Raw genomic sequence first — 13,067 nt, 5'->3', positions numbered from 1 at the left:
CTGTTTGCCGGCGGCTTCGGCTGGTTCGCCAACACCGTCAGCCGTCTCGCGACGCCTACCAATCCGGCAAAAGCCGATGCCATCATCGTGCTGACCGGCGGCCATTCGCGTCTCGACGCCGCCATGGGTCTGCTTGCGTCCGGCAAGGGCGAGCGGCTGCTGATCAGCGGCGTGCATCCTTCCGCCAGCCGCCGCCAGCTTCAGGTCGCGACCCGTGGCGACAAGAAATTGTTTTCCTGCTGCGTCGACATCGACCGCGCCGCGCTCGACACGATCGGCAATGCCGAGGAAAGCGCCAAATGGGTGGAGGACCACGCCTATGGCACCGTGATCCTCGTCACCAACAACTATCACATGCCGCGCAGCCTGCTGGAAATGGGCCGGCTGCTGCACAAGGCCAAGCTCGAACCCTATCCGGTGGTCAACAGCAATCTTGGCAATGGCGGCTGGCTGACCAAGCCAAGGGCGCTGCGCGTGCTGTTCACCGAATACAACAAATACCTGCTGGCGCTGGCGCGCGGCATCGTGCCGGTGAAGCCAACGCCAACCGGCATCGCGCTGGCCGAGGCTGTTGCGCCGAACTGAGCCAATCTGGAACCGGCAGCGATATCAGTCCTTGACCGTGGCGCTTGAGGCGCCGCGCAGGCGCGCGATCTCCTGTTCGAGACGTTCGATATGCTTGTCCCGTTCGGCCAGCGCCGCCGCCACGTCAGCGGCTTCGAAACGCTGTGGAATGTGCTGCGGGCAATTGGAATCCCAGGCCGAAACCGTGAACAGGATGATTTGCTCGGGGCGCGCCTTGTAGCCTTCCGGCATCAGCTTCGCCATCAGTTCGGCGTCGTCCTCGACGACACGCGCGCTGCCCCAGATCTTGATGCGCTGCCGGTGCGCATAGTCGATCAGGAACAGGAATGCGCGGGGGTTGTCGTCCAGATTTCCCTGGGTGATGAATTGCCTGTTGCCGGAGAAATCGGCAAAGCCGATCGTCCGCTCGCCGAGCACTTTGAGGAAACCGGCCGGCCCGCCGCGATGCTGGATGTAGGGCTGGCCCTCACCATTGGCCGTCGACAGGAAGATGCTGGTCTGCGCCTTGATGAAAGCGGCGAGATCGGGCGTGATATCAGCTTGCCAGCTGCCGCGCTCCTCCACGCGGGCATAGGCATCCCGCGAGCCTTTTCGAGCCTGGATCGCCTTGACGGTTGGGGTAAAGGCGACATCGCTGGTGAAGACGTGAGCATTCATGAAAAAGCCTCCTTCAAAGGCCGAGTTCCGACAGAGAGAGATGATCGTCCGGCCGGCGGCCGAGCGGCCAATGATATTTGCGGTCGGCCTCGAGGATCGGCAGGTCGTTGATGCTGGCGATGCGCAAGCGCATCAATCCATGTTCATCGAACTCCCAATTCTCGTTGCCGTAGCTGCGAAACCATGAGCCACTGTCGTCGTGCCATTCATATGCGAAGCGCACGGCGATACGATTGTCGCGGAACGCCCAGACCTCCTTGATGAGCCGGTAGTCGCGTTCGCGACCCCATTTGCGTGTGAGGAAGGTCTGGATGGCGTCGCGCCCTTGCAGGAACTCGGCCCGGTTGCGCCAGCGGCTGTCGATTGTGTACGCAAGCGCGACCCGTGCCGGATCACGGGAGTTCCAGGCATCCTCCGCCATGCGTGCCTTTTGTGCGGCGGTCTCGGCGGTGAATGGTGGTAGGGGCGGGCGGCTTTCAGACATGGGAACTCCTTGCGATGCGGGCGTAGGGATAGGGGGCATCGGCATTCGATCAGCTTCGCCGTCAAATATGGCCCCTTCCATCTTTCGGATGTAGCTGTCATATTTGCGACTAATCCTTCCATTTTCCGGGAGAAATATGGATCGCCTCGAGGCTATGTCGCTTTTCGTCGCCGCAGTGGAAGCCGGCAGCCTTTCGGCCGCCGGACGCCGTTTCGGCATCCCCCTTGCGACGGTCAGCCGCAAAGTCTCCGACCTGGAGCGGCATCTGAAGACGCGTCTCCTGAACCGCTCGACGCGGCAGCTGACGCTGACCGACGCGGGTCACGCCTACCTCGCTGCCTGCCATCGCATTCTCGACGAGGTCGGCGAGGCCGAGCGTACCGCCGCCGGCGAATACAGCGCCCCGACGGGCGAACTGATCATCACCGCACCGATCGTCTTTGGCCGCCTGCATGTGCTGCCGGTCGTCACCGGCTTCCTCGCCGCCTACCCCGACGTGGCTATCCGCCTGATGCTCGCGGACCGGATAACCCAGTTGACCGAGGAACACATCGATCTCGCCGTCCGCATAGGCGAGCTTCCCGACTCGAGCCTGGTGGCCACCCGCATCGGCTCGATCCGGCGCGTTGTTTGCGCGACGCCGGCCTATCTGGCCGAGCACGGCACGCCGGAGACCCCGAAAGACCTCGCGGCACACAGCTGCATCACCTTCGAGGGGCTCACCGCTCCCGCCACGTGGACCTTTGCCACCGGCAAGACAGAACTCGCTGTTCCGATCCGCTCACGGCTTCGGGTCAACACCGCGGAAGCGGCAATCGATGCCGCGATTGCCGGCGTCGGCTTGACGAGGGTGCTCTCCTACCAGATCACTGCTGCGGTGCGGTCCGGCACACTCCGCACCGTGCTGGAGGCATTCGAGCCGCCGCTATGGCCGGTCAGCCTCGTGCATGCCGGCCAAGGTCTGCTGCCAGTGAAACTGCGTGCGTTCCTCGACTTCGCCGCCCCACGACTGAAGACGCGGCTCGTGCAAGCGACATGGCAAGCCTGACGAACAGGGACCATCGCACCGTTTCCTTTTTGCCCGCGCTTGGTGTAACCAACGCACACCTCCTCACCGGGCACTTCCCACATGCTCCTTATCCGCTCGCTGGCGTTCAACCTCGTCTTCTACGTCAATCTGATCGTCCAGATGATCGTCTGGACCCCGTACTATTTCCTGTCGCCGCGCCACCGCGCTTGGTTCGTGCCGAAATTCTGGTCACGCACCAGCATGTGGCTCTACGACAAGATCGCCGGCACCAAAAGCGAGATCACCGGCCAGGAAAACCTGCCCGAGGGTTCCTTCATCCTGGCGCCCAAGCATCAATCCTTCTGGGATGCGATCGCCTTCTTCCCCCTCCTGCAGGATCCGATCTACATCCTGAAACGGGAACTGACCTGGATCCCGTTCTTCGGCTGGTACATCCTGAAGATGCGGATGATCCCGGTCGACCGCGGCAGCCGCTCGAAGGCGTTGAAAGCGGTGGTCGCCGCGACCAAACAGGAGCTGGCGCGCAATCCCCGCCAGCTGATCATCTATCCCGAGGGCACACGCCGGGCGCCGGGCGACGATCCGGCCTACAAATACGGCATCGTCGAAATCTATGCGCAGCTTGGCATTCCGGTGGTGCCGGTTGCCCATGTCGCCGGCCTCTATTGGCCGCGGCGGAAATTCCTGCGCTATCCCGGCACGATCAAGGCCCGCTTCCTGCCGCCGATCCCGCCGGGGTTGGACAAGCAGGAATTCATGGAACGGCTGATCGGCGAGACGGAAGCCGCCTGCGACCAGCTGCTCATCGAGGCGTCCCAGGCGCCGAACCCGCCGCCCATGCCGCCGACGGCGGTGAAGCGGCTGAGGGAATTGGCCTCCGATACCCCAGCCTGAGCCGCCCGTCCGACCGGCAATATCCCCTAGGAAATCACAGCCAGTGCGGTGGTCAAAACCAGCGTCGCCGCAAACGTCAGATTGATGATCCGTGAGGCCAGCGGTTTGCGCAGAAAGCGCGCAAACGCGGCCCCGGCGAGAAGCCAAAGGACATGGATGGCGACGATCATCGAGGCGAGGACCGCCAGCTTGAGCCCTGCATCGAGCTCACCGGCGGACGACGTGCCGGCGAACACGGCGGCAATCGCCACATAAGCTTTCGGGTTGGCGACGGCCAGCAGAAACCCACCCAGCAACGTGGGAAGCGCCGCCCCGCCGGTACGCGCAGCCAGAGGCGGAGCCGTTGCTATCTTGAAGGCGAGGTAGAGGATGTAAGCCGCGGACGCCACCGCCAAAAGCGGTGTGAGCCTCGGCATAGAGGCAAGCATGGCCGTGATGCCCGTCGCCACGACCAAAAGCACGGCGACCGTGCCAAGAATGATGCCCGAGGCGTAGCGGAGCGAATCGCGCAGACCGAAGGCGGCGCCAACGGCGGTCACGCTTATCGTCGCCGGCCCCGGACTGCCCATCACGACCGCCGACGCCAGCACAAGCGCGAGCAATTGCTGCCATAGTTCCGGATGGGAAAAGACCTGCTCGGCCATCTGTATACCAGTATCCCGACGCGACCGGACCAATGGTATGGCAGGGCAGACCAGGCCGTCTTGAACGATCGTGCAGGGGAGCCTTCCGGCGCAGGCCGTGCACGGTTCTTGGCTGCCGTTTGCAAGCCGCGCTTCGCGCTAGCGTCTATGCACTCGCGCTGTCGAGCTCGGCGATATCATCAGGTCTGAGATCCAACGATGCGGCGCGGACGAGGCTGTCGACCTGGTCCAGCGTCGTGGCGCTGGCGATCGGCGCCGTGACGCCGGGCCGCGCGATCACCCAGGCGAGCGCCACGTCCGCCTGCTTGGCCGCGTGACGCGCCGACACGGCGTCGAGTGCCGCCAGGACGCGCATGCCGCGCGCGTTGAAGTAGGCCTTCACGTCGTCGCCGCGCGCGCTTTTGCCGAGATCGGCTTCGCTGCGGTACTTGCCGCTCAAAAACCCTTTGGCGAGGCTGAAATAGGTGATGACGCCGATATTCTCGGCCATGCACAAATCGCGGAGCGGCCCATCGAAGGCGACACGGTCATAGAGATTGTACTCCGGCTGCAGCACCGCGTAGCGTGGCAGGCCCCGCAGGCTTGCCACGTCGAGCGCGGCGCGCAACTGACCGGCATCGAGATTGGAGGCGCCGACGTAGCGAATCTTGCCCTTGGCGAGCAGCTTTTCGTAGGCGCCGAGCGTTTCCTCGTAGGGGGTTGTCGGGTCCGGCCAGTGCGACAGATAGAGATCGACGACATCGGTCTGCAGCCGCTTCAGCGACCCATCGATGGCCTTTTCGATATAGGCGGCGGAGAGATCTTTCCTGCCCTGCCCCATATCCGATCCGACCTTGGTGATCACCACGACTTCGTCGCGGTTGCCACGGCTCTTCATCCATTTGCCGATGATCGTCTCGGATTCGCCGCCTTTGTTGCCGGGAACCCAGCGCGAATAGGAATCGGCGGTGTCGATGGCGTTGAGACCGGCGGCGACGAAGCGGTCGAGCAGATCGAAAGAGGTTTTCTCGTCGGCGGTCCAGCCGAAGACGTTGCCACCCAGAACCAGCGGCGCGATGGACAGGTCGGTTTGACCGAGACGACGTTTTTGCAAGACTGATCTCCTGGGGAATGGAAAGAATGGGCGAAAGCCCATGACGGGCTTAACCTATGGCGTGCGGCACAGACGTCAAAGGGCCGACCGTCTTTTCCACTGGCCAGCGCTTCACAAAGGCGCGATCCGCCGTGCTGATGTTCCGGCCGGTGACCTACTGGCTCTGGCGCCGGTATTCACCAGGCGGCAACCCGACCACGCGGTTGAAAAGCCGGCTGAATGACGCCGTATCCCGGTATCCGACCTGGTAACATATTTCCGCAATACCGAGTTTGGTGCTTTCAAGAAGCGCCTTCGCGGCCTCAAGGCGCCGGTCCTGGATCCATCGACCGGGAGTGGTGTGCAATTCATCGGAAAACCGGCGCGCCAGCGTTCGCGGCGACAGACCGAGTTGCGCTCCGAGGAAGGCAAGATCGAGCGTTCCGAGCTGTTTCCTGGACAAGGTTTCGAGCCGGTCGCGGAACGCCTCTTGCGAAGGCAGCTGATCGGTGAGCGGGAACTCGTAAGGGGTCTGGATCTGCCGCGACGGCGGCAGCACGAGCAATTTGCGAACCAGGCGCTCCTCCCTGGCGAAGCCAAGATCCCGCAGAAGCGCCTTGCCGAGCTCCAGGCCTGAAAAGCCGCCGCCGCAAGTGTAGATCCGTTCCTCCCCGATCAGCACACGTGAAGCGTCCCACCGCACCTTCGGAAAGCGGCGCTGGGCATCCGTCTTCAGCCACCAGGAGATCGTCGCGCGCTTTCGGTCGAGAAGACCGGCGTCTGCCAGGAAGTAACCGGCCCCGCAATGCGCGGCGATGATGGCGCCGTCGCGCTGCGCGCTTGCGATAAGCGGTGCGGCGTGGCGGCTCTCTTCCTCCAGCGCGGCAACAAGCTCCGGGATTTGCATACCGGGCATGGCCAGCAGGATCAGCAGGTCCATGCGCTGCGAGGGTTTCCGTCTGGTGTGAAAGGAAATTCCAGGCGTCGTCGTGGCGTCGGCCTGCTGCGCCACGAATTCGAAGGAAATCGCCGGCGTGCCGCGAATGGTGTTCACCAACTCGAACATTTCGACAAGTGTCGCGGCGACGGCCGAATAGAAAGTCGACGGCAGCCAGATCACGGCGTGGAGAGGGCGATCGTCCAAGATCATGTCCTTTGAACAGGATATGGCAAGTTTAGCACATAGATTGTCAAATCTGCCAATTTCGATTTTTGCCGGCGACCTTAGGTTCCGCGACGCCGATGCAAACATCGGTGCTGCAATCTGGTGACGTCCAGGCTGCTTGCCCCATCGCCCGTTACTGGAGACCGCCATGAAAGCAATCGTATTCGACGCAATCGGCTCGCCGCGGGACGTGCTCTATCTCGGCGACGTGCCGATGCCGCGAATTGGCGACGGCGAGGTGCTGGTCAGGATGGTCTCCGCCTCGGTCAACCCTGGCGACTTCCTGTTCATCCAGAACCTCTACCCCGAACCGAAGAAGCCGCATTTCCCACGGCAGGTCGCCGGAAACCATGGCGCCGGCATCGTCGAGGCCGTGGGCGCGAACGTCGCTTTGAAACCGGGCACGCTTGTCGCATTCAGCTATTACAACAGCTGGGCCGAATATGCGGCCGTTCCGGCCGAATGGCTGATCCCGCTGCCCGCCGACTATCCGCTCGAACGCGCCGCGCAGATGGTGAACCCCATCACTGCCTGGGACCTGCTGGCGGATTCCCGTGTGCAGCCTGGACAGTGGCTGGCCGTCACGGCCGGCTATTCCTCTGTTTCGACGATGGTGATGCAGTTCGCCCAACGGCGCGGCATCAATGTGATTGCGCTCGTGCGGCGCTCTCACGACAGGCTGGACCTGAAGCGGCTTGGTGCCACCGCCATCCTCGATCTGTCGCGTTTGAAGGTCGGTATCAGGGAAGCGGTCATGGAAATGACCGGCGGCGCCGGGCTGAACGGGATCGTCGATAATGTCGGCGGGCCCGCCAGTGGCGAATTGATCCGCGCTCTCGCGATGGGCGGGCAGATGGTCATCAATGGCGGCATGAGCGCCGAGCGTTTCGAACTGCACAATTTCGACGTGCTGCTGAGCGGCGTCGAGATCAGGGCAAATATCTACCGCTACTTCTTTTCGCCGCCTGTCGAAGCCGACCGGTCAGTTTTGTGCGAGATTATCGACATCTTCGGCCAACCCGATTTCCATGTCCCCGTCGGCGGCATCCATCCGCTGTCGGAGTTCGAGCTCGCCGTGACAAACAGCCTCGATCGGGCCGATCTCGGAAAACAGATTTTCAGGATGTAGCCCTGACCATCACCCGAACCGAAGGTCAGCGAAGCAAAAAGTGGGAACCGATTTTCGGAAAAGATCACGGTCAAACGAAAGAAGATCACGACCCGATCCGTTTCGCCACTTCTTCCAGCCAGTGGTCACGGATCCCCAGCGCCTCGAGGTGCTCCAGCGTGCTGAGCACATAATCCTCGTTCTTTCCCGACTGACCTACGGCGCCGCGAACGACGGTTGCCGCATTCGCCGCATCGAGCGCGCCGGCATATTGCTCGTGGGCACGGTCGACGACATAGGCGACCGCCGAGACCGTCTCGCCGCCGTCCGTCTCGCCCTTACCCTTATCGTCATTGTCTAGGCGAATGCTGAGCATGCGCTCGAGATAGACATTGGTGACCAGTTCGCGCTCGCGCAGATAGGTGATGACCTCGTTGCGCAGATCGCCGGGGACGCGGAAAGCCAGCCCGATGCAGGAGCCGCCACGGTCGAGGCCGAGCACCAGACCGGGTCGCTCGCGCGTGCCGCGATGCACGAAGGAGTAGACGCACAGCGACCGGCGGTAGCCGTGGAGGCGGGCGCGCCGCGTCTCGACATGCGCAAATCCCGGCCGCCAGATCAGCGAGCCGTAGCCAAAAACCCAAAAATCGCCCATATCGCCAAGCCTGGTTGCAGCACCGCACTGGAATCGGTGTTTTTAAAATCCGTCTCCGTCTACCCGATGTTGCCGGAAACGACAGTCCCCTCTGCAACACGCGTTAACGAGAGCCGCAGCATGACGTCAAGTGACGAGCGCCCGCCGAATTTTCGCCGCCGCCTCTTCTGGCTTGGCGCCTTCATCGTCCTGCTGTTCGGCCTCTACAGCGCCGGCTGGTTCTACCTGGCAGACAAGGTCAAGAGCGAAGCCGCCAAAGCGGTGGCCGAGCTCAACGGCAATGGCATCGAGGCGGACTGCGCCAATCTCACGGTCAGCGGCTATCCCTCGAGCTTCGCCATCTCCTGCGACAGCCTGGCTTATCAGGACGACACAAGGAACGTCGCCGCCTCGCTCGGCAGCCTCAACGCGGCTACGCACATCACCCAAATCCTGTCGCCTGGCGCCGACCTGCGGGGACCGCTCAGGACCTCAGTGCCGGGGATGACGCCGCTGTGGATCGACTGGGATAACCTGCGAGCGACCCTGAAATTGTCCTGGCCCCTGCCACGAAGCATTTCACTGGAGGCCGAGGGCCTGTCCGGCCAGACCGATCCGGCTGATGGCACTGACCCGGTCGAGCTGTTCAGCGCCGGGACAGCGGCCGGACAATTACGTCCGAACGGTCAGGACATCGACTATGCCGGGAGTTTTACCGATCTCCAAATCGATCCAGGGGCGATCGATGGGCGCGTGTTGCCGCCGCTCGACGGCAGCGGCGACGTGACGCTGAAAAACGGCGTGGCGCTGATCAAGACGCAGCCAAAGAGCCTGCGCGGCCAGGCGGTCGATATCGGCAAGCTCGATATGTCGTCGGGGACCGCGCGCGTCACCGTTTCCGGACCGGTGTCGGTCGATGCCGACGGGCTGATCGACGCCGACCTGATGATCAAGCTCAGCGATCCGAAGGCCGTGGCGGCAATCCTCGGCAAGGCCATTCCAGAGCAGAAGAGCCAGATCAAAACCGGCTTTGCCGGGCTGGCGCTGCTTGGCAACGAACCGTCGATGCCCCTCAAGATCGTCAAGGGCAAGGCCTCGCTCGGCTTTATCCCGCTGGGCAGGATCAAGCCGGTCGATTAGACCATGATTGCGAACCTACAGTTCGGAGAAAAATCATGGTCAAACACAGCCCGGTGAAGCTCCTGAGTGTTGGCGCGTTGACGCTCGATACGATCCTTCGCGTCGCCACGCTTCCGGCACGTCAGGGCAAGTTCATCGCGTCCGACGGCGTCCAGATCGCCTCGGGCATGGCTTCGAGCGCGGCCTGCGCCGCACGCCGCCTCGGCGCGGACGTATCGCTGTGGGCGAGCGCGGGGGACGATCCCGTCGGCGATCAGCTGGTTGCCGGGATCGAGACCGAGGGCGTCGATTGCAGCTTTGTCCGGCGCGTCGGTGGTGCGCGGTCGGCACTGTCGGCCATCTTGGTTGACACGCATGGCGAGCGCATCATCGTTCCTTTCTATGACAAGCTTGCCCAGGCCGATCCCGAGGCGCTCCCCACCCAGGACCTCACCGCATTCGATGCCGTCCTGGTCGATGTACGCTGGCCGGGCGCAGCGGCTTTGGCCCTGGCGGCGGCGCGCGCAATCGGCCGTCCGGCCATACTGGACGCCGACACCGCGCCACGGGACATATTGGAACGTCTGTTTCCGCTGGCCTCGCACATCGTCGCATCGGAGCCGGCGGCGTTCATCCTCTGCGGCGAGGAGCAAGGTCCGCAAAAGGCTTGTGAAGCGCTGGCTCGACGCACCGATGGGTTCATCGCGGTGACGGCCGGCGCGGCGGGAAGCTGGTGGTTCGACCGCTCGGTGGGGTCCGTGCGCCATGTCGCGGCGCCAAGGATCAAGGCAGTGGATACGCTTGCCGCCGGCGACGTGTTTCACGGCGCCTTTGCCGTCGCCCTGGCGGAGGCCATGCCGATCGAACGGACGTTGCGGTTTGCCAGCGCCGCCGCCGCGCTCAAATGCCTGCGCTTCGGCGGCAGGCTAGGCGCCCCGGACAGGGCCGAGACGCTGGCGATGATGGCGGCTCACTGGCCGGCGGACTGACGGCCGGGCGGTCGAGACAGGCTACTGCTTTGCCGGATGCTCGACCGCCTGCCGGCCGAAGTCCGGTACGTCGATGTCCTGGCCGGCCTCGATGATCGAGCGGCGGACGGCGCGGGTGCGGGTGAACAGGTCGAACAGCTTTTCGCCGTCGCCCCAGCGGATCGCCCGCTGCAGCGAGGCCAGATCTTCCGAGAACCGCGCCAGCATTTCGAGGATAGCATCCTTGTTGTGCAGGCAGACATCCCGCCACATGGTCGGGTCGGACGCGGCAAGGCGGGTGAAATCGCGAAAGCCGGAGGCCGAATATTTGATGACCTCGGATTTTGTCACCGACTCCAGGTCGTCGGCGGTGCCGACGATGTTGTAGGCGATGATGTGCGGCAGATGTGAGACGATGGCCAGCGTCATATCGTGATGCTGCGGGTCCATCGTGTCGATATTGGAGCCGCAGCGGCGCCAGAATTCCGAGAGCTTTTCCAACGCGGCCGGATCGGTGCCGGGCAACGGCGTGAAGATGCACCAACGGTTTTCGAACAGTTCGGCAAAGCCGGCGTCCGGACCCGATTTTTCAGTGCCGGCCAACGGATGGCCGGGAATGAAATGCACGCCATCAGGCACATACGGTTGCATCTGCGCGATGACCGACGCCTTGGTCGAGCCGACATCGGTGAGGATGGCGCCCTGCTTCAGCGCCGGTGCGATTTCCTCGGCGACCTCGCCCGAAGAGCCGACCGGCACCGAAACGATGACCAGGTCGGCATCGCGGACCGCCTCTTTCACATCCAGCGTGTAGGAAGAGCCGAGGCCGAGTTCGCTTGCCCGCGCCAGCGTCGTTTCGCTGCGTGTCGAGATGGCGACGTGACGGGCAAGGCCTTCGCGGTGGATGACGCGGGCCAGCGACGAGCCGATCAGGCCGATGCCGACCAGCGCGATCTTTTCGAACATCGGTGAAGTCATTGTCTCAGCTTTTCAGAAATGTCGTGAGGGCGGCGACAACGCCGCGATTGGCCTCTTCGGTGCCGATGCTCATGCGCAGTGCATTCGGGAAGCCGTAGCCGGAAACACGCCGCAATATGTAGCCGCGCGCGGAGAGGTAATCGTCCGCCGCTGCCGCCGAATGCTTTTTGTCTTCGGGAAAGTGGATGAGGACAAAATTGCCGACGCTCGGCGTCACCCGCAGCCCGAGCTTGGTCAATTCCTCGCTCACCCATGGCAGCCAGGTCTCGTTATGCGCCACGCTGCGCTCGATATGGGCACGGTCGCGGATCGCGGCGATGCCGGCCTCGATCGCCGTCGCGTTGACGTTGAAGGGACCCCGCACGCGGTTGATCGCGTCGATGATATGCATCGGCGCGTACATCCAGCCGATCCGCGCGCCGCCGAGGCCGAGCTTGGAGAAGGTGCGGGTCATGACCACGTTTTCCGCGCCAGCCACCAGTTCGACACCGGCTTCATAGTCGTTGCGGCGAACATATTCGGCATAGGCGCCATCCAGCACCAGAAGCACGTTTCGAGGTAGGCCGGCATGCAGGCGGCGCACCTCCTGGAACGGCACATAGGTGCCGGTGGGGTTGTTGGGATTGGCGAGGAAGATGATCCTGGTGCGCGGCGTCACCGCAGCGAGGATCGCATCGACGTCGGCGCGCTCATTGGTTTCCTTGACCGACACCGGGACGGCACCTGCCGACTGGATGTAGATCTTGTAGACCATGAAGGCGTGTTCGGTGATGACAGCTTCATCGCCGGGCGCGAGGTAGGTCTGCGCAAGCAGACCCAGAATCTCATCGGAACCGTTGGAACAGACGATGTTCGCCGGGTTGAGGCCATGCACCTCGGCGATCGCCTCCCGCAGGCGCCTGGCGGTGCCGTCGGGATAGATGTCGAGTTTGGCCGCGACGTCGCGCGCGGCCTCTATCGCCTTCGGCGAGGGGCCGAGCGGGTTTTCGTTCGAGGACAATTTATGGACCTTGGCAACGCCGGCAGGCGCCGTGCTTTTGCCCGGCACATAGGCTTCGATGTCCATGATCCCCGCGCGGGGTGTTGGACGTGCCTGATCCGATGCCTGGTTCATATTGCAAAAATCCGTCGAGAACGCTTCCGCCCGGGAAGCCGCAGCGGAAATACAAGCCGTGGCCTGGAATGTCGAGAGGCGGCAATCATGGGTGAGCGACTGGCATGGGTGAGCGACTGGCCGTTGACGCCGAGGCGCGGCGGTCCTAGAAGAAAGGCGAAATCCCGTGGTGATTTGGCCGGTCGGCTTGCAGCCACGTTAAACAACTCGCTAAAGGGCCGTTTGCATCCTGTAACCGGCTTTGCGAAGGCGATGCCGGTTTTTATTTGTCCGTAGCCGGCCGGACAATCGCATCGACCCGAAAATCGGTATCGATTTTCGGAAAAGCGCGATGGGTTAATGTAAGAGGATGCGATGGTCGCGCTACGCACTAAAAGAACCAACAACGAGGCCGACGAGCCGTCGAGCCCGGTGTTGCGTTTCGGTGCCGACAAGCCGCTCAAGCTCGACGCCGGCACGCTGCTGTCACCGTTCCAGATCGCCTACAAGACCTACGGCACGCTCAACGATGCCCGCTCCAACGCCATCCTCGTCTGCCATGCGCTGACCGGCGACCAGCATGTCGCCAGCACCAATCCGGTGACCGGCAAGCCGGGCTGGTGGGAAGTGCTGATC

At 63.2% G+C, this 13,067-nt stretch carries 14 protein-coding genes, 1 pseudogene and 1 riboswitch; of the genes and pseudogenes, 7 read left to right on the top strand and 8 right to left on the bottom strand.

Annotation, left to right across the window (positions count from 1 at the left end; genetic code table 11):
• On the top strand, positions 1–585 hold a 585-nt coding region (locus E5W87_RS11110), incomplete at its 5' end, for a YdcF family protein (RefSeq protein ID WP_292396945.1).
• Positions 586–609: 24 nt separating this feature from the next.
• On the opposite strand, the gene E5W87_RS11105 is transcribed toward E5W87_RS11110, so the two are convergent.
• Both E5W87_RS11105 and E5W87_RS11100 read right to left on the bottom strand, forming a co-directional pair.
• The gene (locus E5W87_RS11105; protein WP_292396942.1) at positions 610–1,242 is read right to left on the bottom strand and encodes a pyridoxamine 5'-phosphate oxidase family protein; all 633 of its coding nucleotides are present in this window, start codon (positions 1,240–1,242) and stop codon (positions 610–612) included.
• 13 nt (positions 1,243–1,255) lie between these two features.
• Positions 1,256–1,726, bottom strand: coding sequence for a nuclear transport factor 2 family protein (locus tag E5W87_RS11100; RefSeq protein WP_292396939.1), 471 nt, complete (start codon positions 1,724–1,726; stop codon positions 1,256–1,258).
• Between the two features lie 136 nt (positions 1,727–1,862).
• Between E5W87_RS11100 and E5W87_RS11095 the strand changes: the two genes are divergently transcribed.
• Together E5W87_RS11095 and E5W87_RS11090 are read left to right on the top strand one after the other, a co-directional pair.
• A complete protein-coding gene (locus E5W87_RS11095) occupies positions 1,863–2,774 on the top strand; it encodes a LysR family transcriptional regulator (RefSeq protein ID WP_292396936.1) in 912 nt (303 codons plus the stop codon).
• Positions 2,775–2,855: 81 nt separating this feature from the next.
• Positions 2,856–3,650, top strand: a complete 795-nt coding sequence (locus E5W87_RS11090; RefSeq protein WP_292396933.1) for a 1-acyl-sn-glycerol-3-phosphate acyltransferase — start codon at positions 2,856–2,858, stop codon at positions 3,648–3,650.
• Between the two features lie 26 nt (positions 3,651–3,676).
• On the opposite strand, the gene E5W87_RS11085 is transcribed toward E5W87_RS11090, so the two are convergent.
• From E5W87_RS11085 to E5W87_RS11075, 3 genes are all read right to left on the bottom strand, one after another.
• Positions 3,677–4,294, bottom strand: a complete 618-nt coding sequence (locus tag E5W87_RS11085) for a LysE family translocator (RefSeq protein WP_292396931.1) — start codon at positions 4,292–4,294, stop codon at positions 3,677–3,679.
• Between the two features lie 145 nt (positions 4,295–4,439).
• Positions 4,440–5,387 (bottom strand): aldo/keto reductase, encoded by a 948-nt coding sequence (locus E5W87_RS11080; RefSeq protein ID WP_292396928.1) that lies wholly within the window; start codon positions 5,385–5,387, stop codon positions 4,440–4,442.
• Positions 5,388–5,541: 154 nt separating this feature from the next.
• Positions 5,542–6,510, bottom strand: coding sequence for a GlxA family transcriptional regulator (locus E5W87_RS11075; protein WP_292396926.1), 969 nt, complete (start codon positions 6,508–6,510; stop codon positions 5,542–5,544).
• 169 nt (positions 6,511–6,679) lie between these two features.
• Here E5W87_RS11075 and E5W87_RS11070 point away from each other — a divergent pair, with 169 nt between their 5' ends.
• On the top strand, positions 6,680–7,660 hold the full coding sequence (locus E5W87_RS11070) for a zinc-binding dehydrogenase (RefSeq protein WP_292396925.1): 981 nt from the start codon (positions 6,680–6,682) through the stop codon (positions 7,658–7,660).
• 85 nt (positions 7,661–7,745) lie between these two features.
• On the opposite strand, the gene E5W87_RS11065 is transcribed toward E5W87_RS11070, so the two are convergent.
• Positions 7,746–8,294, bottom strand: coding sequence for a gamma-glutamylcyclotransferase (locus E5W87_RS11065; protein ID WP_292396923.1), 549 nt, complete (start codon positions 8,292–8,294; stop codon positions 7,746–7,748).
• 120 nt (positions 8,295–8,414) lie between these two features.
• On the opposite strand from E5W87_RS11065, the gene E5W87_RS11060 reads away from it, so the two are divergent.
• Together E5W87_RS11060 and E5W87_RS11055 are read left to right on the top strand one after the other, a co-directional pair.
• Complete coding sequence (locus E5W87_RS11060; protein WP_292396921.1) at positions 8,415–9,413, top strand: DUF2125 domain-containing protein; 999 nt, start codon at positions 8,415–8,417, stop codon at positions 9,411–9,413.
• A gap of 35 nt (positions 9,414–9,448) precedes the next feature.
• Positions 9,449–10,381 (top strand): sugar kinase, encoded by a 933-nt coding sequence (locus tag E5W87_RS11055; RefSeq protein WP_292396918.1) that lies wholly within the window; start codon positions 9,449–9,451, stop codon positions 10,379–10,381.
• 21 nt (positions 10,382–10,402) lie between these two features.
• Here E5W87_RS11055 and E5W87_RS11050 read toward each other — a convergent pair whose 3' ends face one another.
• Complete coding sequence (locus E5W87_RS11050; RefSeq protein ID WP_292396915.1) at positions 10,403–11,338, bottom strand: prephenate/arogenate dehydrogenase family protein; 936 nt, start codon at positions 11,336–11,338, stop codon at positions 10,403–10,405.
• A 4-nt stretch (positions 11,339–11,342) separates the two neighbouring features.
• On the bottom strand, positions 11,343–12,452 hold the full coding sequence (gene hisC, locus E5W87_RS11045) for a histidinol-phosphate transaminase (RefSeq protein ID WP_292396913.1): 1,110 nt from the start codon (positions 12,450–12,452) through the stop codon (positions 11,343–11,345).
• Between the two features lie 156 nt (positions 12,453–12,608).
• Positions 12,609–12,686: riboswitch (SAM riboswitch) on the top strand.
• A 120-nt stretch (positions 12,687–12,806) separates the two neighbouring features.
• Between hisC and metX the strand changes: the two are divergent.
• Positions 12,807–13,067, top strand: a pseudogene (gene metX, locus E5W87_RS11040) (homoserine O-acetyltransferase); the annotation flags it as partial.

The organism is Mesorhizobium sp. (assembly GCF_004962925.1).
GTDB lineage: Bacteria > Pseudomonadota > Alphaproteobacteria > Rhizobiales > Rhizobiaceae > Mesorhizobium.
The sequence above is the reverse complement of the archived record's forward strand: the minus strand, read 5'-3'. Positions and strand labels throughout refer to the sequence as shown.